The 24,612-nt window shown below is 60.8% G+C and carries 22 protein-coding genes and 1 tRNA gene; 7 read left to right on the forward strand and 16 right to left on the reverse strand.

Annotated elements, in window-relative coordinates:
• Window positions 1-7 precede the first annotated feature (7 nt).
• Genes ilvD through otsA form a run of 3 tightly spaced genes read right to left on the reverse strand, consistent with a single transcriptional unit; the run spans window position 8 to window position 4,047 of the window.
• Complete coding sequence (gene ilvD, locus I6E81_RS04310; protein ID WP_197106149.1) at window positions 8-1,711, reverse strand: dihydroxy-acid dehydratase; 1,704 nt, start codon at window positions 1,709-1,711, stop codon at window positions 8-10.
• Between the two features lie 27 nt (window positions 1,712-1,738).
• A complete protein-coding gene (gene otsB, locus I6E81_RS04315; protein WP_307783823.1) occupies window positions 1,739-2,536 on the reverse strand; it encodes a trehalose-phosphatase in 798 nt (265 codons plus the stop codon).
• The gene (gene otsA, locus I6E81_RS04320) at window positions 2,533-4,047 is read right to left on the reverse strand and encodes an alpha,alpha-trehalose-phosphate synthase (UDP-forming) (RefSeq protein ID WP_197106151.1); all 1,515 of its coding nucleotides are present in this window, start codon (window positions 4,045-4,047) and stop codon (window positions 2,533-2,535) included. Before otsA ends, otsB begins: the two co-directional genes overlap by 4 nt.
• 148 nt (window positions 4,048-4,195) lie before the next feature.
• Between otsA and I6E81_RS04325 the strand changes: the two genes are divergently transcribed.
• Entirely contained in the window at window positions 4,196-4,357 is a 162-nt protein-coding gene (locus I6E81_RS04325) for a hypothetical protein (protein WP_197106152.1), read from the forward strand.
• Window positions 4,358-4,388: 31 nt separating this feature from the next.
• On the opposite strand, the gene I6E81_RS04330 is transcribed toward I6E81_RS04325, so the two are convergent.
• From I6E81_RS04330 to I6E81_RS04340, 3 genes are all read right to left on the reverse strand, one after another.
• Window positions 4,389-6,104, reverse strand: coding sequence for a YhgE/Pip family protein (locus I6E81_RS04330; protein ID WP_231603858.1), 1,716 nt, complete (start codon window positions 6,102-6,104; stop codon window positions 4,389-4,391).
• A 20-nt stretch (window positions 6,105-6,124) separates the two neighbouring features.
• On the reverse strand, window positions 6,125-9,028 hold the full coding sequence (locus I6E81_RS04335) for an MMPL family transporter (RefSeq protein ID WP_197106154.1): 2,904 nt from the start codon (window positions 9,026-9,028) through the stop codon (window positions 6,125-6,127).
• A 73-nt stretch (window positions 9,029-9,101) separates the two neighbouring features.
• Window positions 9,102-9,656, reverse strand: coding sequence for a TetR/AcrR family transcriptional regulator (locus tag I6E81_RS04340; protein WP_197106155.1), 555 nt, complete (start codon window positions 9,654-9,656; stop codon window positions 9,102-9,104).
• A 160-nt stretch (window positions 9,657-9,816) separates the two neighbouring features.
• Between I6E81_RS04340 and I6E81_RS04345 the strand changes: the two genes are divergently transcribed.
• Window positions 9,817-10,008: a hypothetical protein gene (locus I6E81_RS04345; RefSeq protein ID WP_197106156.1), complete on the forward strand. Its 192-nt coding sequence runs from the start codon at window positions 9,817-9,819 to the stop codon at window positions 10,006-10,008.
• An 83-nt stretch (window positions 10,009-10,091) separates the two neighbouring features.
• On the opposite strand, the gene I6E81_RS04350 is transcribed toward I6E81_RS04345, so the two are convergent.
• The gene (locus tag I6E81_RS04350; protein WP_197106157.1) at window positions 10,092-10,841 is read right to left on the reverse strand and encodes a gamma-glutamyl-gamma-aminobutyrate hydrolase family protein; all 750 of its coding nucleotides are present in this window, start codon (window positions 10,839-10,841) and stop codon (window positions 10,092-10,094) included.
• A gap of 288 nt (window positions 10,842-11,129) precedes the next feature.
• On the opposite strand from I6E81_RS04350, the gene I6E81_RS04355 reads away from it, so the two are divergent.
• A complete protein-coding gene (locus I6E81_RS04355; protein WP_231603859.1) occupies window positions 11,130-11,780 on the forward strand; it encodes a M23 family metallopeptidase in 651 nt (216 codons plus the stop codon).
• Between the two features lie 38 nt (window positions 11,781-11,818).
• Here the strand turns inward: I6E81_RS04355 and I6E81_RS04360 are convergent, their stop codons facing one another.
• Together I6E81_RS04360 and I6E81_RS04365 are read right to left on the reverse strand one after the other, a co-directional pair.
• Complete coding sequence (locus I6E81_RS04360) at window positions 11,819-13,600, reverse strand: acid shock protein (RefSeq protein WP_197106158.1); 1,782 nt, start codon at window positions 13,598-13,600, stop codon at window positions 11,819-11,821.
• A 597-nt stretch (window positions 13,601-14,197) separates the two neighbouring features.
• Window positions 14,198-14,270, reverse strand: a tRNA-Lys gene (locus I6E81_RS04365).
• Between the two features lie 71 nt (window positions 14,271-14,341).
• Here I6E81_RS04365 and bcp point away from each other — a divergent pair.
• On the forward strand, window positions 14,342-14,821 hold the full coding sequence (bcp, locus tag I6E81_RS04370; RefSeq protein ID WP_197106159.1) for a thioredoxin-dependent thiol peroxidase: 480 nt from the start codon (window positions 14,342-14,344) through the stop codon (window positions 14,819-14,821).
• On the opposite strand, the gene I6E81_RS04375 is transcribed toward bcp, so the two are convergent.
• Window positions 14,818-15,237, reverse strand: a complete 420-nt coding sequence (locus tag I6E81_RS04375; protein ID WP_197106160.1) for a DUF3087 family protein — start codon at window positions 15,235-15,237, stop codon at window positions 14,818-14,820. The genes bcp and I6E81_RS04375 overlap by 4 nt on opposite strands.
• 184 nt (window positions 15,238-15,421) lie before the next feature.
• On the opposite strand from I6E81_RS04375, the gene I6E81_RS04380 reads away from it, so the two are divergent.
• Window positions 15,422-15,670 (forward strand): WhiB family transcriptional regulator, encoded by a 249-nt coding sequence (locus I6E81_RS04380; RefSeq protein WP_009772809.1) that lies wholly within the window; start codon window positions 15,422-15,424, stop codon window positions 15,668-15,670.
• A gap of 136 nt (window positions 15,671-15,806) precedes the next feature.
• Here I6E81_RS04380 and I6E81_RS04385 read toward each other — a convergent pair whose 3' ends face one another.
• The 3 genes from I6E81_RS04385 to I6E81_RS04395 are packed head-to-tail and all read right to left on the reverse strand — an operon-like array spanning window position 15,807 to window position 19,197.
• Entirely contained in the window at window positions 15,807-17,306 is a 1,500-nt protein-coding gene (locus tag I6E81_RS04385; protein WP_197106161.1) for a sensor histidine kinase, read from the reverse strand.
• 9 nt (window positions 17,307-17,315) lie between these two features.
• Window positions 17,316-18,548: a regulator gene (locus I6E81_RS04390; RefSeq protein WP_197106162.1), complete on the reverse strand. Its 1,233-nt coding sequence runs from the start codon at window positions 18,546-18,548 to the stop codon at window positions 17,316-17,318.
• A gap of 1 nt (window position 18,549) precedes the next feature.
• Window positions 18,550-19,197, reverse strand: coding sequence for an SAF domain-containing protein (locus I6E81_RS04395; RefSeq protein WP_231603860.1), 648 nt, complete (start codon window positions 19,195-19,197; stop codon window positions 18,550-18,552).
• A gap of 119 nt (window positions 19,198-19,316) precedes the next feature.
• Between I6E81_RS04395 and I6E81_RS04400 the strand changes: the two genes are divergently transcribed.
• On the forward strand, window positions 19,317-19,598 hold the full coding sequence (locus tag I6E81_RS04400) for a helix-turn-helix domain-containing protein (protein WP_100388489.1): 282 nt from the start codon (window positions 19,317-19,319) through the stop codon (window positions 19,596-19,598).
• Window positions 19,599-19,604: 6 nt separating this feature from the next.
• On the opposite strand, the gene I6E81_RS04405 is transcribed toward I6E81_RS04400, so the two are convergent.
• Window positions 19,605-20,204: a hypothetical protein gene (locus tag I6E81_RS04405; protein ID WP_197106163.1), complete on the reverse strand. Its 600-nt coding sequence runs from the start codon at window positions 20,202-20,204 to the stop codon at window positions 19,605-19,607.
• 150 nt (window positions 20,205-20,354) lie between these two features.
• On the opposite strand from I6E81_RS04405, the gene I6E81_RS04410 reads away from it, so the two are divergent.
• Window positions 20,355-20,843 carry an Rv3235 family protein gene (locus I6E81_RS04410; RefSeq protein ID WP_197106164.1) on the forward strand — a complete coding sequence of 163 codons (489 nt, stop codon included), beginning with the start codon at window positions 20,355-20,357 and terminating at the stop codon, window positions 20,841-20,843.
• 100 nt (window positions 20,844-20,943) lie between these two features.
• Here the strand turns inward: I6E81_RS04410 and secA are convergent, their stop codons facing one another.
• The gene (gene secA, locus I6E81_RS04415) at window positions 20,944-23,745 is read right to left on the reverse strand and encodes a preprotein translocase subunit SecA (protein ID WP_197106165.1); all 2,802 of its coding nucleotides are present in this window, start codon (window positions 23,743-23,745) and stop codon (window positions 20,944-20,946) included.
• Window positions 23,746-23,906: 161 nt separating this feature from the next.
• Complete coding sequence (gene raiA, locus I6E81_RS04420; RefSeq protein WP_197106166.1) at window positions 23,907-24,605, reverse strand: ribosome-associated translation inhibitor RaiA; 699 nt, start codon at window positions 24,603-24,605, stop codon at window positions 23,907-23,909.
• Between the last annotated feature and the right edge of the window lie 7 nt (window positions 24,606-24,612).

Genomic DNA, 24,612 nt, shown 5'->3' on the forward strand with positions numbered 1-24,612 from the left:
GCTGGCGCTAACTGGTGACCGCACCGCGAGCGGCGGACTGCACAAGTTTCGAATACTTGGCGAGAACGCCTCGCGTGTAACGCGGAGGGAGTGGGGCCCAGCCTTTTCGGCGGGCTTCGAGCTCAGCTGAGTCAACAAGTAAGTCGAGCGAGCGAGCTGCGATATTGACCCGTATCAGATCACCATCGCGCACGAAGGCAATAGGACCTGCGTCTACTGCTTCGGGAGCTATGTGGCCGATGCACAGCCCGGTTGTGCCGCCTGAGAATCGCCCGTCCGTCAAGAGTAGTACATCTTTGCCGAGTCCAGCGCCCTTAATGGCCGCAGTGATCGCGAGCATCTCGCGCATACCCGGTCCACCCTTGGGACCTTCATAGCGGATGACGACTACCGAGCCAGCCTCGATCGTGCCGGCGGTGAGAGCATCCAGAGCTTCACGCTCGCGTTCGAAGACCCGTGCAGGGCCCTCAAACTCAGAGAGGTCGAAGCCGGCGGTCTTCACAACAGCGCCCTCGGGAGCCAACGAACCCTTGAGGATCGTGAGGCCACCGGTGGGGTGGATGGGGTTGTCCAGAGTGCGCAAAACCTTGCCATCTAGAGGGTCAATATCCATCTCGGCGAGGTTCTCGGCAACGGTCTTGCCCGTCACGGTGAGCGCATCACCGTGGATGAGGCCTGCTTCGAGCAGCGCCTTCATGAGAACGGGGAGTCCGCCGTGACGGTCGACATCGTTCATGACGTACTGGCCGAATGGCTTGAGGTCAGCAAGGTGCGGAACCTTGTCGCCGATGCGGTTGAAGTCGTCGAGCGTGAGCTCAACTTCAGCTTCGCTGGCGATCGCCAGAATGTGCAGCACAACGTTGGTCGAGCCACCGAGAGCCATCGCCACGGTGATCGCGTTCTCGAAAGCCTTCTTCGTCATGATGTCGCGCGAGGTGATGCCCTTGCGCAGCAGGTTGACGACGGCTTCGCCCGAACGGTGCGCAAAGTAGTCGCGACGACGGTCGGCGGATGCGGGGCTTGCCGAGCCGGGAAGGCTCATTCCCAGCGCTTCCGCGACGCTCGCCATCGTGTTGGCGGTGTACATACCGCCACAAGCACCCTCGCCAGGAGCGAAGGCACACTCGATGCGCTTGGCGTCAGCCTCGCTCATCCGGCCCGCTTTCACGGCGCCGACGGCCTCAAAGGAGTCAATGATCGTGATGTCTTTTTCGGTGCCGTCGCTGAGCTTGACCCAGCCCGGAGCGATCGAGCCGGCGTACAGGAAGACGGACGCGAGGTTGAGGCGTGCCGCAGCCATCAGCATTCCGGGCAGCGACTTATCGCAACCCGCGAGCGTGACAGAGCCATCCAGGCGCTCGGCCTCCATGACTACCTCAACGGAGTCAGCAATGACCTCGCGGCTCACGAGCGAGAAGTGCATTCCCTCGTGGCCCATCGAGATGCCGTCAGAGACACTGATCGTGCCGAACTGCAGTGGGTATCCCCCTGCAGCATGAACGCCTTCCTTGGCACCCTGAGCAAGACGGTCGAGCGAGAGGTTGCACGGCGTGATCTCGTTCCACGAGCTTGCAATACCAATTTGGGGCTTATCCCAGTCGGCATCACCCATGCCGACAGCGCGAAGCATTCCGCGCGATGTAGTGGCTTCAATCCCGTCGGTGACTGTGCGGGAACGTGGTTTGATATCGATCGAATCACTCTCAGACATGCTTCGAGTTTAGGGCGTACCGCTACATCAGTTTGCGCGCGCCGATACCACGGCGTGACGCTTGTCGGCCAATACAGCCAAAAGTTGTGCGATTTCGGCTGTTCCGGCCACCCGCAGCCTGGCAACGGATGGCGCATCGCCGACGCGCACTCCGAGGTCATCTGGCCCGAGAACCACCAGCGCATCCTCGTCAGTCGTGTCATCACCGGCAAAGAAGACGGCATCCGCCCCCACGTAGTCCCGCAGGCGCGTAATGGCATCGCCCTTGTTGGCATCGTGGATAGCAAACTCGATGATGTTCTTGCCGAAGCGCGTGGTGAGGCCCGGGATCTCTGCTTCGACCCGCGCCACCGACTCGGCCGTGAGCCGTTCCGCGTCTTCTGCCGACGTCATCCGAACGTGTAGAGCCCGCCCGGCTGGTTTGATTTCCACCCACGCACCCTCAGCGCTATCGGCCAACTCGTGCGTAAGCGCATCAAGGCGCTCAAGAGCGGCCGTGTTCTCTGCGCTCATCGGCAAGTGCGAGTCGCCCTCGTCGAGGCGGTACTCCAACCCGTGCGAGCCACCGAACAGCACGCGATCGCCCAGATGCGCGACGTGCTCGAGGCTGTCGAGCGCGCGACCAGACACGAGAGCCAAGCGGGTGTCGGCGAGGTCGAGCATCCGCACCAGCTGCTCTTGGGCAGCCGGGATGGCGCGTGAATCCAGCGGGTCATCGACTTCTGGTGCCAAAGTGCCGTCAAAGTCGAGAGCAATCAGGAGCGTTTGCGCCGAAACGAGTTGGTCAATGGCCGCCTCTATTTCGGAGGCAGTCGAGTAGTTCACGGGCGTTTCACTCGCTTTCGTTCGATGGTCCACTCGACCTCTTCGGCCATTTCGAGTGGGGCAATGCGGCGGTGACGATCAGAGCGCGTCGCCGCCAAGTTCTTCAAGAACGCATTCGACCAGCGCTCCACATCGTGTTCAAGCACACGCTTGCGCATGGAACGCATCCGCAGTGCTCGATCAGCCTTGGGCATAGTGATGGCCTTCATCATCGCGTCTTTCAAACCGTCGATGTCGTGCGGATTAACAAGGAGTGCCTTGCGAAGCTCCTCTGACGCTCCCGCAAATTCGCTCAGAATGAGCACACCATCGTTATCAAACCTGGCTGCCACGTACTCCTTGGCCACCAGGTTCATGCCATCACGAAGCGCCGTCACGAGCAGCACGTCTGCGGCGAGATACAGCGCAACCATCTCTTCGCGAGGGAAACCCTGATGCAAATAGTTGATGGGTGCATGGCTCAGCGTGCTGAATTCACCGTTGATGCGGCCAACGGTCAGCTCAATCTCGTCGCGCAGGTGCATGTAGGCCTCAACGCGTTCACGACTCGGGCTCGCGACTTGAATGAGCGCAACATCGCCCACCTCGATCGAGCCATCGCGCAACAGTTCGCCATAGGCCTTCAGACGGTGACGGATGCCCTTGGTGTAGTCGAGACGGTCAACACCGAACATCACCGTCTTCGGGTTACCGAGCCCCTTGCGAATGTCGCGAGCACGTTGCTGAATCGCGGGGTCGCGCGCCAGTTGTTCAAAACTGCGAGAGTCGATCGAAATCGGGAAGGCTTTCGCTACGACCCGACGAGTCGGCTGCCCCTCAATCGTGACCTCAATCGCCGGATTCTTGGTCGGATGATTCGTGAGACGGCGAACGGCTGACGAGAAATTCGAAGCGTCAGCGGAGCGCTGAAAACCGACGACGTCGGCTCCGAGCATGCCCTCAATGATCTGAGTACGCCACGGAAGCTGCGCAAAGATCCCGTAGGGCGGGAACGGGATGTGATTGAAGAAACCAATGGTCAGATCGGGGCGCATCTCGCGCAGCATGCGCGGCACGAGTTGGAGTTGGTAGTCCTGCACCCACACGACAGCACCCTCGGCGCTGATGGCTGCTGCGGCATCCGCAAATCGCTTATTGACCGTTACGTAGTCATCCCACCACTCGCGGTGGTAGGCCGGTGGCGCAATCACGTCGTGGTAAAGCGGCCACAGAGTGTCGTTGCTAAAGCCCTCGTAATACTCCTCAATATCTTGGGAGCTCAGAGGCACGGGAATGATCTGGATGCCGTCTTGATGGAACGGTTCGATCTCAAGATCGGGGCGACCAGCCCACCCCACCCAGGCGCCGTCGGCCTTCTGCATCATCGGCTCGAGAGCCGTAACGAGACCACCTGGAGAACGCTTCCAGCTCAGTGACCCATCCTCTTCAACAGTGCAATCCACTGGAAGTCGGTTCGAAACGACAACGAAGTCGTACTCGGACGGGGAAGTATCATTCTTGGCTTCCATCATGTAGTTACGTTACCAGCGAGGCTTGGAGAGTGGCTGGAGATGACGTTTCCGAACCAATTCTTTCTTGTGACAAAACCGAGACATGTTCCGCCGCGGACCGGATGTCGGCCCCCGCTAGGCTCCTTCTTGCCCACGGCTCCGCGGGTGCGTGCGCCCACACCAGGAAGCTGCCGAGGTATTCGCCGAGTGGGTACTCGCTGACGACCTTCCTGCCGGCGACAGCATCGTCGAGCAGAAGCTTCGCTTCTTCGAGGACTACCCCGAGCTCGTTGAGCTACGCGACACCATTCGTGAGGGTCTCTTCAGCTAGTCACCACGCGAATGCAGCCTTTGCTCTCTCGCTAGAGCGCTCGAGAATCGGCCGCCGACAGGATCGCTCCTGTCGCGGTCGATTTTCGTATCCGCTTCACCGAGAGCACTGACAGCGCAACGCTGACCACCCCCAAAGCGAGTAACGCGAACGCCGCCGCTACCGCAGATTGCGCGCTTCCCCCCGAAAGAATCGAGTACATTCCCTCAACCGCATAAGTCAGCGGCAGGAACGGGCTCACCGCCTGGAACGGCGCGGCCAGGGCCTCAATCGGATACACCCCACCCGTCGATACCAATTGAATCGCCAGCAGGAACAGAGAGATCACGAGCCCTCCCTTGCCGAGCGCCGCGATCAAGAAGTAGTGGAAAGCAGCGAACGAGAGCGCCATCAGAAGTGCGAAGCCAGCCGTTGCCGGCGCCAAAGCCCAATCGACTCCCACCACCACATGCAGAAGCAACACGAGCAGTACCGCCTGAATAACCGTCACGATGGATGCCCGAATCAGCGTTGAAGCAACGATTCGGCCGTCGCGGGCCGTCGACGACAGCGAGCGATACGAGGGCAGGCTCAACACCAGGAACACCGCAAGCGCTCCCAACCACAGACCCAAGGGGATGAAGAAGGTCGCGATTGCCTGGGCCGGTTCGGTTACCTCGTTGTCGGTGGTGACAGAGAGCGTGATCGGCTCGGCAGCGATATCAGCATTGGTCGTCGTGTCAGTAGTCTCATCGGCGCTCGGAACGAGAGCTGCACCCTCGCTCAACCCGGTTGCGAGGTCGCCGGCACCCGAAGCTAGGCCTTCGGCTCCCTCGGTGAGTGTGCCAGATCCGTCGGAGAGATCGGAAGCCCCCGCAGCGCTCTGAGAGATTCCGTATTGGATGCCGCCAACGGCATCCGCGGTCTGGGTTCTCAGGGTTCCCCCGCCTGCGGCCGCCTCGTTGAGCCCGTCGACAACGGCTTGAAGCGTGCCCTTGAGTTGTGGGTCGGTGAGTTGCGCCTGAATAGCGGGGTTGATCGCCGCGAGGGTGGAGGCGAGCTGCGAGACCCCCGAGGTGTAGTCGCTAACGCCGGTGGTCAGACCCGAGAGATTGCCCGCCCCATAGTTGAGGTCTGCGAGACCCGACGAGAGCGAGTCGACCCCTGCCGTATAGCTGCCGAGGCCGCGTGAGAAGTCGCTGGCACCATCCGAAAGTTCGGTTGCTCCGTCAGCAGCCTCGGCAAGTGCTCCCCCCAGCTCGCCGACGCTGGCATAAATGCCATCGATGTATTGCGATGTAATCGCGCGACCGAAGGTATCTGTCATGGATTGGCCAACGACCTGGGCCACAGATCCGGTGAGATAACTGTGGGAGTCGTCGGTGTGGATCGATATCTGTGCCTGAGTGGGGTCCTCTGTCGACAGCGACAGGATCGATTCAGAGAACTCGGCGGGCACGGTGAGGATCGCGTAGACGTCTCCACGGGCAAGAGCATCCTTTGCGTCGTCAGAGTTCGTAATTGTCCACTCGAAACCGTCGGCACCGGTGAGCTCGGTGACCAGTTGGCGACCGGCAAAGACAATCTGTTCGTCGCCATCGGTGGTCGTCGTTGTTTGCAGTTCGTCATTGTTCACGAGAGCGACAGGGATGTTGTCGATCGCGTTGTCTCCGTCTCCCGCCGCGGCCACGAACAGCCCAGTGAAGGCGAGTGGTAGCAGGGCGACGGCGGCGAAACCGATGACGGTCAACCACCGCTGGCGGGGCATTGTTGGAGTCTGTGAGGTGCTCATCGAAGGAGTCCTTCCGGTGCAAGCAGATAAAGGTCGACAACGATCACGTTGCGTTCTCCGCGGTCAATCGAGCTGGCGAGGGTAACGGGTCTGCCGGTTCCGAAGAGGAGGGTGGTGCTCGCGTCAGCAAGGCGCGTTACCGCGGTCAAGAACGCCGCTTCATCTTCTGCTTCCGCAAATTGATCGAAGCGGTCGAAGAACACAATCTCGGTGCCCTCGGAGAGCCCCACTGCCGCGAGCGCTACTGATCGCTCGAGTTGCGGTAAGGCGTTGACGTTGGTCTCAGCAGTTACCCGAACGGTGCGACGAGCGGTGACGTCACCAAGAACGTCGTTTACACGCGCGATCCAGTCGCGCACTTTCGCCGCAGTGCGAGGGGTATCCTGCCAGCGTTGTGTCATTTCGAGACGCTCGCGCAGAGTTGCCCCCAGAGAGGCGGCGTCTTCGCTATAGGGCGTCCCTGCCACCTCGGCGAGCGCAACCCTCTTATTCACCTGGTCGGCATGAGAGGGAAGCGGATAACCGGCAACCTGCACCATTCCGGAGAGGGGCGGCAGGATGCCAGAAAGGGTTGCACCCATGATGCGCCGGTCGTGGCGGTCTCCTGACGCGATGACGAGAGAACCGCGTGGCACAGCAAGCGAGATAGGGCCGAGCCGCTGGCGGTCGTCACCGGCGACGAGGTACTCGGCGCTCATACCGAGTTCAGTTTGAGTGGATGCCCATTCGAGCTCGTGGCGGTGCTCACGCAGCTGCTCCCCTTCGATATCCACGTCGGGAAGGAGCTTGTTGAGCCAGGCGGGCAGCCACCACGCGGCGTTGCCGAACAGCGCCATCAGGGCGGGCACAAGGGTCATGCGCACGAGGAAGGCATCGAAGGCGATTCCCACAGCGAGCCCGAGGGCGATGGGCTTGATGGTTCCGCTGCCTTCCGGCACGAAGGCGAAGAAGACGAAGAACATGATGAGCGCGGCGGCGGTGACCACGCGGGCGCTGCTCGCAAAACCGTGACGAACTGAGCCCATCGCGTCGCGAGTTTTCACGTACTCCTCGCGCATTCCCGACACGAGGAACACTTCGTAGTCCATCGCGAGCCCGAACAGGACCGCCATGAGCAGGATGGGCATGAAGCTCAGGATGGGGCCGGGATTCTCAACACCGATCACGTCGGCGAACCAGCCCCACTGGAACACCGCGACGACGACACCGAACGAGGCCACGACAGAGAGCAAGAATCCGGCGGCGGCCTTGAGCGGCACCAACACGGAGCGGAAGACCATCATGAGAAGCACAACCGAGAGTCCGACCACAATGAGCCCAAACGGGACCAGCGCATTACTCAGTCGGTTCGAGATGTCGATACCGATTGCGGTGGTTCCCGTCACGAAGCTCTGAATGTCGTACTGACGTTCAAGCTCCGGAGCTAGATCCCGAATGGTCTGCACCAACGCTTTGGTCTCCGCGGAGTCCGGCGCGCTTGATGGCGTCACTTGGATGATCGCGGTGTCGAGCCCCTCATCGGGAAAACCTTGCGATACGAAGTCGACATCGTCGAGCTTCTCGAGGTCTGCTGCGATCGATTCGAGGTCATCCTGAATATCGATGGTCTGAGTGATGTCGAGGGCAACAACGAGCGGCCCGTTATAGCCGGGGCCGAAGCCTTCGGTGACAAGGTCGAAGGCTTCGCGCTGAGTCGAGCCGGTCGGCTCCGAACCGCCGTCTGGCAGGCTCAGCTGCAGGCTGGCGGCGGGAATCGCAAGGGTACCCAAAATGGCCACGACGGCAATCGCCGCCAACCATGGGTATTTCGTGACGCCGCGCACCCAGCGGGCGCCCATGCTCTTGCTCTCGTCGGCGGATGCTGTGAATCGACGCTGCGCTCGCGATCCGCTCTTGGGGATCATCCGCGGGCCCGCAAAGCCCAGCAGCGCGGGCAGCAACGTTGTGGCCACTCCCATAGCGATGAACACCGCGACCGCCGCACCGATACCCATCACGCTCAAGAAGGGGATGCCGACCACGAGCAGGCCAAGCAGGGCAATAATCACGGTGACGCCGGCAAATACGACCGCACTTCCGGCGGTGCCAACGGCCATCGCGGCCGATTCCTCTGGTTCTTCTCCGTGCGCCAGTTGGGCTCGATGGCGCGACACGATGAAGAGGGCGTAGTCGATGCCGACGGCGAGCCCAATCATGAGGGCAAGCAGGGGTGCAGAACTCGACACCGTCGTGAACGCGGAGAGAGTCGTGATGAGGCCCATCACGATGCCAACGCCGATCAGGGCGCTCAGCAGCGGCATCCCCGCCGCCAGCAACGACCCAAAGGTAATCACGAGCACGAGAGCCGCGAACACGACACCGACCACTTCAGTAACGGTGATGCCAAAGGTGGTGTCTTGAAACACGAGCCCGCCATATTCGACGCGCAGCCCGGAATCTTCACCGATGTCGGCGGTATCCACGAGCGCCTCAACTGTTGCTTCGGTGACGTCGGTAACTGGCCCATCAAATTGCACCCGGATGATCGCCATGCTGTGGTCGTCCGAGATGGCTTTTCCGGCGTACTCATCGAAAGGGCTCACGGCCGAATCTATGCCGTCGATGCGATCGATGGCGGCTGTAATGCGTTCGATGACGGCTTCGGAACTCTCGATGCGCGATCCCTCTTCGGCGACAACCACGGCGGTGGCGGATGCCCCGGCCACCGAGGGGAAGACGGCTTCCAGCCGGTCGAGCGCAACTTGCGACTCAGTTCCCGGAATCTCGAACGACTCCTCGGTTTGCCCGCCGAGAGCGATTCCGCCGCCCAGAGTGCCCACTACGAGAAGAAACCACACCACGAGCACACGCCACGGATGCCGATACGAGAATCGACCGAGTCGGTAGAGAAGAGTGGCCACGGGTGCTCCGGTTCTTGTGGACTGCGCGAGTGAGGTCTAGGGGCGCTGAGTGGTGAGGCTCGGCGCGACTGAGTTAGTTGTTGCGAACGGGAGCGAGTAAATCGCTCATGATCGCGATGAGGGCTTGGCGGGTGTCGTCGTCAGATTCGATGGGCAGGGAGAGGTTCGCTGACGTGCAGAGCATGTACGCAGAGCCACCGAGCGCGATCCCAAAGCGCATGGCGTCGTGCGGGTTCGACGCGGTCGCGGCGAAGACTTGGGCGAGCCGACGCACAATGTCGTTCGCACGATCGAGCACCGGAACTCCCACGAGCGATGGCCCTTGGTTGATGAACATGTGCACTTCTTGGCGACAGTCAAAGAGAAAATCGACGAATTGAGCAAGAAAAGCTTGCCTTTTTTCTGGCTCCATCCCGCTCTTTTCAAGGTCAGAGACGAGAGATTCGAGTCGGTCGATGGCGGGCGAGACGGCCGCTTCGAGGAGCGCCTCTTTGGAGGTGAAGTGGTAGAGAACGCTCGACTTGGAGAGGCCGGCGAGCTCGGCGATACGATTGATCGACGTGCCGGTATAGCCGGCAATAGAGAACTCGGCGAGCGCGATGCGTTGAAGCTGTTCTTGACTGGACACCCGAAGAGCCTAACTGACCGATCGGTCAGGAGTCACATCTGGGGTGCTTTCTCAGTGAAAATTCAGCGCCAGGGCGATCTTCTGTGCTGCACAGGCTGCCGAGTAGCCTCCACCAGATTCACGCGCTAGCGTGGGAGAACACCAACCCGCGGAGGAAAACATGCGCAAGTACCTGTTCAACGGCAGTCTCCTCAGTGCAGTCGCCGGCGGCTGGAGCATCTACCAGACCACCAAGCAGGGCCCGCGCGACTGGCGCCTCATCCTTATGTGGATCAGCTGGGGAATCACCGTCGCCATCGCCGTCGGAACGATCGCCAAAGAAGCCAGCGACTCCTACGAGCTCGAAAACTAACGACGTCGCAGCGGCGCCTGAGCGTCGGCAAAGGCGTCGGGCATCAGCTCGTCGGCCTCGCGCATCAGCCCGTCAGGCTAGTGCTAAGCCCGTGAACGCTTATCGCGATGCCGGGCTGCCGCTTCGACAATGCCACGGAACAAGCGGGCGTCTTCTTTGGCATCCTCTTCGGGATGCCACTGCACAGCGACACAAAAGTCAACACTCGGCAATTCGACTGCCTGAATCACGCCGTCGTCACCTCGCCCGGTGACGACGAGGCCGTCAGCGAGGGTGTCGATCGCTTGGTGATGGTACGACTTCACCGCTACCGACTCATCGCCACCCAGTAGAGCCGCGAGAGTTGTGTCAGGTTCAACAGCCACATCGTTGACCAAGAACACTCCCCCGCCTGCGCTGTAGCGCGTCGAGCCAATAACGTCGGGCAGATGCTGGATGATCGTGCCGCCCAGCGCAACATTCAGAATTTGCGCCCCGCGGCAGATTCCGAGAAATGGCACGTTCTGGTCAATAGCGGCGCGTACGAGCGCGTCTTCAAAGGCGTCGCGGTCCTTGCGGGGAACGTCCGTTGTCGGATGCGGTTCCTGGCCATAGCGCGCCGGGTCGACGTCTTTGCCGCCGGTGAGGATCAAACCATCGAGCCCCTGCACGATGGATGCGGCGATGTCGTCGTCGACAGGCTGAGGAGGGAGCAGGACTGCGATGCCACCGGCATCCGTCACCGCTTCAAAGTAGATCTTCGGAAGGAAGGATGCGGGGAGATCCCAGACACCGGTCTGGGCCTGTTCAAGGTACGACGTGAGACCAATAATCGGTCGCGAACTGATGCCCATGCGGCTCCTCCCCATCGAAGAAATAGAACGTTTGCACCCAAAGGATATAGGGCGATCGCAATGAATTGTTGCTCCCTGAGTGTCGTTCTCAGGTTCGTCCCGTATTTTTGCTGACTTACTCGCCTGTCTAACCGCATCGAAGCGCTTTCGGCGAGTGTGCTGCAGTTCGCACCAATCGAGCCTCTGTCTCGCTCTAACTCACGTCTCACCAACGAGAGCGGCAGGCTCAATCAGATTGTGCCTTCCCCGACGCAGCCACACCTTTCTGAACCCAACTAAGGAACGCTGTTGAAACGAACAATTACCATGCTCGCCGTAGGGGCGATCCTCGTCGGCGGCACAGTTCCCGCGGCAGTCTTCCCGACGCACGACAACGACGTGTTCCTTGCGGACGCCGCAACTCTCGCCGCCCCGCCCGCCTCCGCGACGAGCACAACAACCGTTGACGACGTGCAAACCTTCGCCTCGCCCGCAACCGGGCTTCCTGCCCCTGTCGTGCGCGACAGCTACGACGTCGAACAAGTGCAGCAGCAAGTCGTCGTCACGGCCGCCGGCCTTACCGGCACCCTCGAACTTTTCCCCGCCAACGGTGATGTCAACGACGGCTTCGGCTACCGGGATGGCAACGAATTCCATGGCGGTATCGACATCATGGCGCCCGAAGGATCCGACATCATCGCCGCATCCCCTGGCACCGTGGAAAGCGTCACCGACGGTGGCGGCTGGGGTCGACATGTCATCATCGATCACGGCAACGGAATCAAGACTCTCTACGCTCACATGATCGAAGGTTCGCAGGCTGTCACTGCCGGCCAGTGGGTAGCAGCGGGCACCGTTCTGGGGTCAGTCGGAAACACCGGCTACTCGACGTTCCCCCACCTCCACTTCGAGGTCTACGTGTTCGACACCCGCGTCGATCCGACACCGTGGTTGCCCTAACCCCGACGCGAATTCGCGCCGGGGCAGGACTGCGCTGATTAGTGGAGCTCAGCATCCATTCGGCGTCTGACGACGATGGCGGCGCCACCGAGCACAATCATGCTCAGAGGCAACAGCCACCAGGCGCCAGCACTACCGCTTCCGCCGGTGTAGGCAAGAGTGGGTAGCTGTGCGGTAACAACTTCGGGAGCCACGCAGTCGTCACTGCTCGGGGTCTGGAACTCGAAAGCAGGGGGGTCACTCCAGTCGAATTCAAGACCGTTCGGCTCGACAACTTGGACAGTCACGAGGACCGAACCGGATGCTGCTACCGGGTACGTTCCGGCCACGATGCCAGAGACACCGTTCACCGTGAACGTCACCAATGCGGGGTCATACCCTGCGGCCACACCAAGCGTGTAGCTGCCCCCGACGTCACAACTTGCTTGCGAGAACGTCACTGCCGGCATTACGAGGCCCAGCGTCACGAGGTCACACTCAGGGTCGAACGGATCGAGTTGTGGGTTGAGTATTCCGCTGAAGGTGAGCGTCGTCAGTCCTCCAACCGCACGCAGCCCTGGACCTGCTGGTGGAGCAAAGAGCGCCCCCGCATGTGCCGTTGCTGTCACGCTGTAATCGTTCGGGCCCTCGGGGTCGGTGATCTCACCCCAGGTGGCATTCACGATTGGCCCAAGAACCAACCGTTCCGGAGCATTGCACGTTGCCGCAGCGAAGTCCGCTTGCGCGGTCGCCACGAGCGGTTCAACCACTGGTGGGCACTGAGAGCTCTCTTGTGCCGTCAGCGCACGAATGTTCTCGGTAGTGCGTTCTTTGACCTTGATCGAGCCATAGAAGAACGAGCGCACGGTCGTGATCGTCGCATAGCCGTCAGAACTCACCGTGGGACACATGATCTCCGTGGAGCGCTCAACCGTCTTCGATGCGCACAACGAACTATCGTCGCTGGCCACGATAAACGAGGGAGCCTGCGGGTCAAAGTCGCCCGTATCGTTGACGTCCGGCCCGAGATCGCCCTCCGCTAGGAGTACAGGTTGTGCCCCTTCCTGCACGACCCAACCGCTTGGATGACTCTCGCTCGGCACGAACTGGCACACGTACACCTCAGTGGACGGAGGGTCGCAGGCGCGCAATTCGCCCGCGGTGAGAGGGCGTGTGGACTGCGTCTGAGTGAAGTCCACCTGAGCGCTGCCATAGAAGAACTTCGTTGAGGTCGTGACGTTCACGATTCCGCCGTACTGGTACGTCGGGCACGTGACCTCCTCATCAACGATTACCTCTGTGCGCGAGCACAGACTCACATCGTCGCTTGCAACAACGAATGAGGGGTGGCGATCATTGAAACTGCCCGTGTCGTTGACGTCATCGCCGAGCGCATTGATGCTCATTTGAATGGGCTGTTTGCCTGATTTGAGTTGGTAGCCCGACGGCGAGTTGTCGCTCGACACAAACTTGCACACCCAGACCTTTGCGTTGTTCTGCGGTCGGGACTGCTGTTCGGGCTGAGAGGAACGAGCCGCTGCTGCCGCTGGTTCCGCGGCAGCAGGGTTCTCGACGGGTGCGGCGGCCGAGGGCTCGGGAGCAGGCGTTTCTGGCACAACCGCCACCACAGGCTGAGGTTGGGCGGCCACGGCGGGTTCGGGAGAGGATGCGGGGGCCGGAGATTCTTGGGCGGCCGCAGGGGTGTCGGTGATGGTTTCGGTCACCGTTGGGTCGTGGGCGGGTACTGCATCGTCAGCAAATGCGGGTGAGGATACACCGAGAAGTGCACCAGTCATGAGGGTAATGCTGGCAACTGTCGCCAGCAGTTTCTTGATGAACATGTGTGGCAGCTTTCTGCAGGGGGAATGCGTTTCGGCGCATCCGCACGCAACTGCAGAATCGGAGCCGCCATTGGCTCACGACAGGGAGTGCGAGCGCATTCACGGGGGTGAGCTGCGCCGCTGGGGAGTGATTCGGGTATCACCTTCTTCGTCACCATCGGGGGTGACCGGAGCGGGCCGGTCTGGTGTGCCCAACAAGTTAGCACGCCCCCCATTCGGTGGACAGTAGACGTGTTTGTTGGCCAAAATTGTGCGATACCACTTCGCAGGGTGAGCCAATCCCTCCTTAGCCTCGAGAATCTCCGACCCCCGAATCGCTCGCCGCCGCCCACGTGCGTGCCGCCACGAGATCCGAACCGCTGGATGCCGTCTATGTCGACGAAAATGACCGCGCCGTTACTCTCCCGCGAACGGCCCACGATAGCGCTGCACACGCTCGCCTGCGGGCTCTGAGCGAGCATGCCGCGGGCGATGTCGAGTGGGCTTGGGAGCGGCGCACTACAGACAGAAATCGGCGAGCAATAAGTGTGCGGGAGCTCACGCGAGTATTAAACGAAAAACCCCGTGATCGTAAGGATCACGGGGCTTCTCTTGCTGTGCACCCCCCCGGACTTGAACCGGGAACCCACTGATTAAGAGTCAGTTGCTCTGCCAATTGAGCTAGAGGTGCGTGGCTTGGTTTTCCCTCTCAGGGCAACCGAGGAACAACGTTACCATGAGTTAAAGCGACTAAGGAGCACAATGACCACTGAATCCTCACGACTTGCCGCCGGCACCCCCGCACCGAGCTTCACACTGCCTGATCAGGACGGAAATTCGGTGTCTTTGAGCGACTTTTCTGGCAAGAAAGTGATTCTTTATTTTTATCCTGCGGCCATGACTCCCGGATGCACGAAGCAAGCCTGTGACTTCCGTGATCAGCTCGGCTCGCTGCAGTCGGAGGGCTATGTCGTGCTGGGCGTTTCTCGCGATACTCCCGAGAAGCTCACGAAGTTTCGCGAGCAGGAAGCACTCACTTTTCCCCTCCTCAGCGACCCCGACCACGCGGTGCACGAGGCGTATGGAGCCTGGGGCGAAAAGAACCTGTACGGCAAGCAGGTTGTTGGCGTCATCCGATCCACTTTTGTGCTCGATGAGCAGGGAGCCATCACACTCCCCCTCTACGCCGTGAAGGCGACCGGTCACGTTGCGTCGTTGCGCAAGAAGCTCGGGCTCGACTAACCCTCGTGGCGGGTGGTTGCCGCAAGCACCGGTTTCGTGAAGAGCAGCACCAACACCACGATTGCCGGAGTCAGCAGCAACCATCCGATATCTTGCCGCGCAAACACCCCTTGGAAACTGCCGATCGCCACCGAGATCTGTAGTACCTGCCAGACGACGGCGGCGCCGCGGATCCAGGGCTGTTGCCGCAGGGCATTGATACCAATTATCGCTACCCACACTGCCGCGATTGCGGTCAGAACAGTCAGCGCAATTGCACTCGGATACGACTGCGGAGTTTCTGCTCCCAGCTCGAAGAGCAAGTACGCCAGAGCGGCAAACAGTACGGCGCTCTCAAGGAAGATGACTACGGCCAGCGCTATCAAATACGGATGATGACGTGACGTTTTCTCTTCTGGGACAAGTTCGTCTACCATTCGCTCCCCGTTAAATCGCTGAAAGACCATTGCTTTGCCTTTGACGATATGCGATTCTAGTTGAGGTTGATTTCTGGCTCCCAGTGTTGCGAGCGAGACCCACATAATTTCTCAAGCTCGACGCCGATCAGGGCGTAATTTTTTTGTGCGCTCGAGCATCGCAACACACTGTAAGGAGCTACACATGGACTGGCGCGATAACGCTGCATGCCTCACTGCTGACCCGGAGCTATTCTTCCCGGTCGGAAACACTGGTCCGGCCGTTGATCAGATTGAAAAAGCAAAAGCCGTCTGCGGTCGCTGCTCAGTAACTGAAATGTGCCTCCAGTACGCACTCGAAACCAACCAAGACTCAGGCGTCTGGGGCGGACTCAGCGAAGACGAGCGTCGCGCTCTCAAGCGTCGCGCCGCACGCGCACGCCGCGCTTCCTAAGCAACACTCTTCGCCGCAGGCCGTGAGGCCTACCGACGCGACCAACTCTGCAGATTATGATCTGCGCTATTCGTCGCGCCTGAGTAGGCCGCCGCCTCGCTCGGCTGGGCACCGCTTTAGTCGGCGATTTTCTGCCCTACTTGGCGCGCGTCAGCCAGGTCAGCGGGATGTCGATCGTCACTTCCGTGCCACTGCCCACGATCGTGTGCCAGTCGATGGTTCCGCTGAGCTCTCCCTGAATGAGCGTGCGCACAATCTGGGTGCCGAGGCCTTCACCGACGCGCCCTTCGGCCAGCCCCACACCGTTGTCGCGCACCTGCACGGTGAGCTTGTCTGCCGTGCGTCGAGCATCAATTTCGACCGTTCCATCAGCCCGACCGGCTAGACCATGTTCGACGGCATTGGTGACGAGCTCGGTAAGCGCGAGCGCCAACGGTGTCGCGTACTCGCTCGGGAGAGCTCCGAAACTTCCCACGGATGTTGGGTGCACTGTCGTGTTGTGACTCGATGCGACTTCGGCGATGAGCTTCAATACCCGGTGGAACACGACGTCGAAGTCAACGTTCTGGTTGAGCCCCTCCGACAGGGTGTCGTGTACCACGGCGATTGCCGCTACCCGGCGCATAGCTTGGCCAAGCGCTTCGCGCGCAACTTCGCTGTGGGTTCGACGCGCCTGAATGCGCAGCAGGGATGCGACCGTCTGCAGGTTGTTCTTCACCCGGTGGTGAATCTCCCGGATCGTCGCATCCTTCGTGATGAGTTCACGCTCTTGGTGACGAACCTCTGTCACATCGCGGCACAACACGATGGCGCCAACGCGTTCACCGCGGTCGCGAATCGGGATCGTCCGCAACGACACCGTGACTCCTCGCGCTTCGATGTCGGTACGCCACGGAGCTCGACCGGTCACGACCAGCGGAAGCGACTCATCCACTTCGGGCTGGCCTGCGATCAAAGTGGTCGTTACTTCGGCGAGCGATTCCGCCTCAAGCTCCCCAGAGAAACCGATGCGGTTGAACGCTGAGAGCGCATTGGGGCTTGCAAATGTCACGAGACCGTCGACATCCAAACGGATCAGACCATCGGATGCGCGGGGAGCGCCTCGACGCGGTGCCGCCGGAGCGCCCATATCGGGAAAGTCACCTGCCGCAATCATCGCAAAAAGGTCGTTCGCACATCCGTTGAAGGTGAGCTCTTGACGTGAGGGCGTGCGAGCGTCGCCCAAATTTGTGTGCCGCGTGATGACAGCAATCGGCGTTGCCGTTGTCTCGTTGCCCGTGGCCGTGAGCCGACGCATGACGGGCACCGCGCGCACGCGGGTTGGGGTCTCTTCGTACCACGCGGGGGCTGCGGTATCGACGATGCGAGCGGTCTCGAAGGCCTCGGTGACCTGCGCATGCCACTCCGGTTTGATCTTCTGACCAACGAAGTCACGGTAGAAAAGCGTGGCTGAACTGCTGGGGCGAGCGTGGGCAACAGCGACGAACTGGTCATCGTCGCTGGGCACCCAGAGCACGATATCCGCGAACGCAAGATCGGCAAGAAGCTGCCAGTCGCCGACAAGCATGTGCAGCCATTCGATATCTGCTTCGCTCGAATGGCCCTGCTCTTGGACTAGATCACTGAGAGTCGACACTCCTACAGGTTACCTGCGCGCCACCATCCTGCTGAACAATGACCGTGGGGGAACTGACTCCGTCTCCTCGGGCACGAGTCTCGATGTCACGAGGTCACGGATCGCGGCACGCGCTGGCGATCGCGGTGCCGCATCCACCAGAGTCTTGCCGCTGAGCACGGCCCCATCGAAGCCCGAGAGGTCGTGAGGAACCAGTATTGGATGCTCGATACCTCCGAATCGCGAGAGGGTTTGGGTGACCTGGCCGTGCGGATTCATGCCACTGGCGCTCACGCGAACCTTGTTCATGACGACGCTCACGCTGCGGGTAGTCACGGTCTCAAGAAGATCGACATGGGCGCGCAAAAACCGCGACAGGCCCACGGGATCTGCTGAGCCGACCGCAATGACGTGATCTGCCGCACGCACCGCCGTGACCGCCGCAGCATTGCGACGCGGGGCGAAAAGGTCGCTGGTAATTTCTTCGTCATTCTCCAAACTGGAACTCGTATCGAGCACGGTGTAATCGACCCATTGGCGGCACTGGGCGATCGTGGTTCCCACCCGCTCCGAGGAGAGCTCGGGCCAACGGCTCGGTCGCCCGATGCCCGTGAGTACCCAAAAAGCCCCGAGCGGCGACTCATACCGCTGCCCGATACGCCCCAGCTCTTCGGTGGTGAGAGTCTCGGTGCCTGCCAACCGACAAGCTGCCGCAAAGCCCGGGGCTTCATCGAGCATGCCGAGCGCCGGAGCCACCGATGCCCCGTGAGTGTCCACATCGGCGAGCGCCACGCTGTACCCGAGCGCTGCCAGCTCGGCTGCAACGGAAATAGCAATGGATGTTCGGCCGGGAGCCCCGCCGGGGCCCCACACCGCGATCACTTGCCCGAGCGCGCTGCGCTCGCGAGGCGGAGACTCTGAACCCCATGGGGACTGAGAGAGCAGAGCATCGAGCCCCGCCCACCCCTCGGCAGCATCCACGATGTCGTAGAGCCCGAGGTCGCTCGCGTAGCGCTGTTCACGCTCGCTACTGGCGATCGCGACGAGGCGCACCCCGCTCTGATCGCAGGACGCAATAAGTCGATCGGTGAGGTACCGCGCTTCTGCCGCGACAAGCGCGATATCAGCGTGGGCGCCGGCCACTCGTGAGGCGAGCTCGGGCGCACTCACCGCGCGCAGCACAATCTCGTGACCATGATGCCCGACCTCGAACGCGAACTGATCCTCAAGATTCACGGGCATTGCGAGAGCGAACGCGGTCATCTCAGCCCTCCGCGGGCAAGTTCGCCGGGATGACCGACAGAACATCGCCGTTGGCCATCGCCTCAAGCAAGCGGGCTACACGCGAGCGCGGCACCAGCAACTCAATGGCACTCCCCTGAGCCGACGACACGAGCGAATCATCCTCGACCAAGCGCACGACGACGGCTCCCGCGATAATGACGCCTGGGGCACCATAGCCGCCCTCTTCCGCCTCAGCGCTGGCCCAGACGTCGACCGCCGCTCCCGTGGTCACCGAGGTGGCTAAGCCTCCCTGAGGGGACACCACAACCGAGGTCAGCGAGAGCCCATCATGACTGCCAAGCGAGGATGTGGGCACCAGCTCCCCTGCCTCAATTGGCCTGGTCGCAATAAAGCCTTCAGCCGGCAGCTCTCCCCGAGCGATGTAGTGGCTGGTCGCTTCGTTGAGCTTGACGCTGCGGATCACCAGATCGGAGCTCATGACTCGATCACCCGGCGTCAACGACGACGCTGCGGCGTAGACCTCAGTGGAATCGTCAGCCGCCGCAACGATCGCAACGACACCAGCCACGGAGGCCACGACGAGCACGACACCGATCGCTAACCGCGGGTCGAGAGCGAACGCTCGCGCACGCGCTTGGGACTGAGTTCTGCCGGAGCGACGGCTCATAGCGCGCACTCTCCACGTCGGGTCTTGATCATGGCACCATGGTTCGTTACCGCCCGGAAGTGGCGCGATAGTTATCCACATCAACCCCATTCCCAGCTTCATGGCCGCATAATCGATGCATGAACGCGATCAACCCAGCAGAGGGCCTCGGGCGATTTCTCACCCTGGCCGACACTGCCGAAGTGCTCAGCGTCTCTCCGCATGAGGTTCTTGAACTCGTGCGTTCCGGCGAACTACCCGCGATCAAAGTGGGCAGCAAGGGGCAATGGCGCATCGAGAACTCCGTTCTTGAGTCATACATTGAAGCCCTCTACGAAGAGACTCGTCGCATGAGTCTGTGGAACCAGTCCGACATCGCCACGGTCACCGAAGTCAACTTCGGCGAGCAACGCACGCGCTAACGAAAGTTACGGCCGAACGAGTACGACGCTCGTGAACGGCACCAAGCGGTACTCCGATACCGCAGTCTCGCGGCGCACCGCCCCACGCTCGTGCACCGCAACATCCAGATGGTCACGGCCAACGCGGTCAATCGTGCCGTGCACTTCCCCCGCAACCAGTACAAGCGAAACAGCCCGGCGTCTCCGACACAGATCCCGCAATACATAGCTGAGGCTCAACCGCTGCGAGAGACTCGGATGTCCGTTGGAAGGCGTGGTCGCGAGGCTCGGCGTGATGTGAGCCGCCCCCATCGAAATGCCGGCTAACGCCGCGAAAGGAACGATGCACTGACCAGGACGGCCGCTGTCGTCGACGAGGTCAGCCGACATCCAATCTCGACCAATGATGACGGGGCGAAGGATCACGCGCGTGCCGGTGATCAAAAGCACCGAAAGAGTCAGCGGGGACTCGGAAGTGCTGCGGGTGTGCAGCGCCACAATGCGGTCGCGGATGCTGAGCCGGCCCAACCGCAACCGTTCCTCTTCTGCATCGATCTCAAGGTCATCGGCGGTGATTTCGCGCTCGAGCTGGCTCTCGAGGTCGTCAAAGAGGTTGTCCCAGCGCATGCGTTGACGGTACTGACGGTGGCTCTCGGCTCCAAATTGTTATCCACAATTGAAGATTGGTCATAGACAACTGGTCTACTTCCTGCTTAAGTGTGGTCTACCCCCTTATGGGGGTAAACATCGCCGTCTTGACCTTTTACCCGGGAGATCATGAGTACCGAGCCCCTTCCCGCCTCCTTACCGAGTGTGGAAATACCCCGACAGGCGCGCCAGCGCACTGGAACCCTTCCGTCGAAGGTCATCCGGCCTCGCTTCGTTCCCGACGAGTTCTTTGGCCACCAGCCCACTCTGAGCGCCGAGCTGCCTGACCCCGCTCCCCTCGTCGAGAACCTCACTCGCTGCGTGATCGAAGTACTCGCCGGCGCACGCGACCTAGAACAGATTGCTCGGTGGGTCACCGACGACGTCTACCGCCATCTGCTCAAGCGCACCGTGCTCTCCGCACGCGCCCGTCGAGCCAAAGGCCAGCCCGTCACTCGCCCCAGCTTCAGCATGGGCTCAATCAGGCTGTGTGAGCCCCGCGATGGCGCTATCGAAGCCGTCGTTATCGTGCGCGGTCGCGCCCGCACCCGCGCTGTCGCCGTGCGCCTCGAAGGCCTCGACAAGCGCTGGCGAGCGACCGCCATCAACGTGCTGTAGTTTCACACCCCTACAGCGCACACAACGAATGCCCCACTCGAAACTCGAGTGGGGCATTCGTTGTGTGCAGCCGGCGTTCAATCGCCGGCGTGAGATCTCACTACTTCTTACGCTTCTCCTGCGCTCGGCGCTGGGAACGGTTCAACGGAGCCTCCGGGGCAGCGCCCTCGGGACGCTGACCGAACGCGCCACGATCGTTGCCTTGGGGCTGCGCCTGCTGCTGAGGAGCAACCTTCGACTGCTGCGCCTGAGCCGTTGCCGCGCGCTCAACCTGGCCGCGATCGTTGCGAACCTCAACCTCACCCGACGCATCAGCGCTTGGCGCCGAATAGCTGAGTTGAGTTGCCGGTGCAGCCGGGGCATCCAAACCACGCGCCTGAACCGTAGTCGCTTCGCCGCCGCCATTGACTTCGACATCAAGGTTGAAGAGGAAGCCAACGGTTTCTTCGCGAATCTGACCCATCATGCTCTGGAAGAGAGCGAAACCTTCACGCTGGTACTCGACGAGCGGGTCACGCTGAGCCATAGCCCGCAGACCAATACCGTCTTTCAGGTAGTCCATCTCGTAGAGGTGATCGCGCCAGCGGCGGTCAATCACGCTGAGGACAACACGACGCTCAAGCTCGCGCATGGCGGTCTCGCCCAGTTGCTGTTCGCGACGCTCGTAAGCGATAACGGCATCCGAGTGAACTTCCTTGGCGACGAACGCGCTCGTCAGTTTGCCGCGCGCACCGCCCTCGGTGAGCACCTCGTCGACAGTGATACCGACCGGGTACATCGTCTTGAGCTCGACCCACAGCGCATCGAAGTCCCACTCCTCGGAGTGGCCCTCGGCAGTGTGAACGTCAACAACCTCAGTCACGACGTCTTTCAGGAAGCGCTGAACGCGGTCCTTCAGATCATCGCCCTCGAGGATGTGACGGCGGTCGCTGTAAATTGCTTCACGCTGACGGTTGAGAACATCGTCGTACTTGAGAACGTTCTTGCGGATCTCCGCGTTACGAGATTCAACCTGCGACTGCGCGCTGCGGATGGCGCGGCTGACGACCTTGGACTCAATAGCGAGATCGTCGGGAACCGACGAACGCCCCATGAGCGCCTCAGCGGCACCACTGTTGAACAAGCGCATGAGGTCGTCTTGCAACGACAGGTAGAAACGGCTCTCGCCCGGGTCGCCCTGACGACCGGAACGACCGCGCAGCTGGTTGTCGATACGACGAGATTCGTGGCGCTCGGTGCCAAGCACGTAAAGCCCACCAACATCGATGACCTTCTTAGCTTCCTTTTCGACACCCGACTTGACCTCAGCGAAGACGTCATCCCAGGCGGCTTCGTACTCGTCAGGAGTTTCCGAGGGGTTAAGGCCACGAGCATTCATCTCAGCGACGGCCAAGAACTCGGCGTTTCCGCCGAGCATGACGTCGGTGCCTCGACCAGCCATGTTTGTGGCGACGGTGACAGAGCCGAGACGACCCGCTTGAGCAACGATTGCTGCTTCGCGAGCGTGGTTCTTAGCGTTCAGCACCTCGTGCTTGACGCCCTTCTTGGCGAGCATGCGCGAGAGCAGTTCGCTCTTCTCAACACTTGTCGTACCCACCAGAACCGGCTGACCCTGCTCGTGGCGCTTAGCGATATCAGCGACAACCTGCTCGAACTTGGACTGCTCGTTCTTGTAAATCAGGTCGGACTGGTCGATGCGCTGCATCGGACGGTTAGTGGGGATAGCGACCACGCCAAGCTTGTAGGTCGACATGAACTCTGCCGCCTCAGTCTCGGCGGTACCGGTCATGCCCGACAGCTTGTTATACAAACGGAAGTAGTTCTGCAGAGTGACGGTCGCAAGAGTCTGGTTCTCGGCCTTAACCGCAACGCCCTCTTTGGCCTCAATCGCCTGGTGAATACCTTCGTTGTACCGACGGCCCTGAAGAATACGGCCGGTGTGCTCATCAACGATCAGCACTTCGCCGTTCATGACGACGTAGTCCTTGTCTTTCTTGAACAGCGCACGAGCCTTGATCGAGTTGTTCAAGAACGAAATCAGCGGAGTGTTCGCCGATTCGTACAGGTTGTCGATGCCGAGGTAGTCCTCGACCTTTTCGATACCGGGCTCGAGCACACCAACGGTGCGCTTCTTCTCGTCGACCTCAAAGTCAACTTCAGGGATGAGCTTCTTGGAGAGGTTCGCAAACTCGGTGAACCACCGGTTCGCCTCCCCCGACGACGGACCCGAGATGATGAGCGGGGTACGTGCCTCGTCGATGAGGATCGAGTCGACCTCGTCAACGACAGCGAAATAGTGCCCGCGCTGAACCATGTCGCTCGCCTGCCACGCCATGTTGTCGCGCAGGTAGTCGAAGCCAAACTCATTGTTGGTTCCATACGTGATGTCAGCCGCGTACTGTTCGCGACGCTCAGGAGGCGCTTGACCGGAGACGATACATCCAGTTGTCATGCCGAGGGCGCGGAAAACGCGGCCCATAAGTTCAGATTGGTAGCTGGCCAAGTAGTCGTTGACCGTGATGACGTGCACACCCTGCGCCGCGATGGCGTTGAGGTAGGCAGCGAGCGTTGCCACGAGGGTCTTGCCCTCACCGGTCTTCATCTCAGCAATGTTGCCCAAGTGCAGTGCTGCACCACCCATGAGCTGAACGTCGAAGTGACGCATGCCCAGAGTGCGCTTTGCCGCTTCGCGGACCGCAGCGAAAGCCTCGGGGAGCAAGTCGTCGAGCGACTCTCCACCGGCATAGCGTTCGCGCAGTTCTACAGTCTCGTTCTTCAACTCATCATCAGTGAGGGTGTTGAAGTCATCCTCGAGATGGTTAACGGCCGCCGCGTAGCCTTTCAAGCGTCGAAGAAGTCGACCCTCACCTACGCGAAGAGCGCGTTCTAAAACATTCGCCACCGAATACTCCCATTCTTGTCGGACGGGTCCGACGCTGGCACTGCTCGACGAAGCGCAGTCTTTTAGACGCTTACGTCACGGTAACGCGGTGTGTGCGATCAGCGCACAGCCGCGTTACCGGTTCGTAATCGTATCAACTCCAAGCCAAAAACTTGGTGTACTTAGCCGTTAGCGACCTTGCGCTTGCGCGAGCGGCCGCTGGGAACTGCGTCTTCTGCCTCTTCTTCGAGAGCAATAACGCCGTAATCCCAGCCCTTGCGGCGGTAGACCACACTCGGACGATCGGTCTGGCTATCGACGAACAGGAAGAAGTCGTGGCCGACCAATTCCATGTGATCGAGAGCTTCCTCCACCGTCATGTGGCTGGACGGGAACACCTTGCGGCGAATAACTACGGGCGAGTAGTCCTCGTCCCCTGGTTCCGCCTCTTCCCCCTGAATAGGAATCGCTCCGGTAGCGACCTTCTCGATCACGTCGGGACTTGCGGGGGTGATATCAACAACCGCAAAACCGCCAGCACTCGCTTCACGAAGTGAAGTGGGGCGGTGGTTTCCGCGGTGAATCTTTTTGCGATCCTTCGACTGGCGGATTCGCTCGACGAGCTTGGCCATAGCCAAATCGAAAGCAACATACTTATCTGAACCAGCAGCTTCCGCTCGAACAAGCGGACCTGGTCCAATCAACGTCAACTCAACGCGGTCGTCTCCACTGGAACCTTTGGTTTCGTGGTGTCGGGTTACCTTGACTTCGAAGGCGATTGCCTTCTCGGCCAAGTGAGAAACCTTCTCAGACTTTTCGATCGCGTACTCACGGAAACGATCCGTGACTCCTACATTTCGTCCGTTGACGGTGATTTCCACGGCGACC

The sequence above is a fragment of the Salinibacterium sp. NG22 genome, assembly GCF_015864925.1.
Taxonomy (GTDB): domain Bacteria; phylum Actinomycetota; class Actinomycetes; order Actinomycetales; family Microbacteriaceae; genus Rhodoglobus.

Coding starts and splice junctions, on each gene's coding strand:
- ilvD (WP_197106149.1), bottom strand. CDS start 1,711: ATGTCTGAGAGTGATTCGATCGATATCAAACCACGTTCCCGCACAGTC.
- otsA (WP_197106151.1), bottom strand. CDS start 4,047: ATGATGGAAGCCAAGAATGATACTTCCCCGTCCGAGTACGACTTCGTT.
- I6E81_RS04330 (WP_231603858.1), bottom strand. CDS start 6,104: ATGCCCCGCCAGCGGTGGTTGACCGTCATCGGTTTCGCCGCCGTCGCC.
- I6E81_RS04345 (WP_197106156.1), top strand. CDS start 9,817: ATGCGCAAGTACCTGTTCAACGGCAGTCTCCTCAGTGCAGTCGCCGGC.
- I6E81_RS04350 (WP_197106157.1), bottom strand. CDS start 10,841: ATGGGCATCAGTTCGCGACCGATTATTGGTCTCACGTCGTACCTTGAA.
- I6E81_RS04360 (WP_197106158.1), bottom strand. CDS start 13,600: ATGTTCATCAAGAAACTGCTGGCGACAGTTGCCAGCATTACCCTCATG.
- bcp (WP_197106159.1), top strand. CDS start 14,342: ATGACCACTGAATCCTCACGACTTGCCGCCGGCACCCCCGCACCGAGC.
- I6E81_RS04375 (WP_197106160.1), bottom strand. CDS start 15,237: ATGGTAGACGAACTTGTCCCAGAAGAGAAAACGTCACGTCATCATCCG.
- I6E81_RS04380 (WP_009772809.1), top strand. CDS start 15,422: ATGGACTGGCGCGATAACGCTGCATGCCTCACTGCTGACCCGGAGCTA.
- I6E81_RS04390 (WP_197106162.1), bottom strand. CDS start 18,548: ATGACCGCGTTCGCTCTCGCAATGCCCGTGAATCTTGAGGATCAGTTC.
- I6E81_RS04395 (WP_231603860.1), bottom strand. CDS start 19,197: ATGAGCCGTCGCTCCGGCAGAACTCAGTCCCAAGCGCGTGCGCGAGCG.
- I6E81_RS04400 (WP_100388489.1), top strand. CDS start 19,317: ATGAACGCGATCAACCCAGCAGAGGGCCTCGGGCGATTTCTCACCCTG.
- I6E81_RS04405 (WP_197106163.1), bottom strand. CDS start 20,204: ATGCGCTGGGACAACCTCTTTGACGACCTCGAGAGCCAGCTCGAGCGC.
- I6E81_RS04410 (WP_197106164.1), top strand. CDS start 20,355: ATGAGTACCGAGCCCCTTCCCGCCTCCTTACCGAGTGTGGAAATACCC.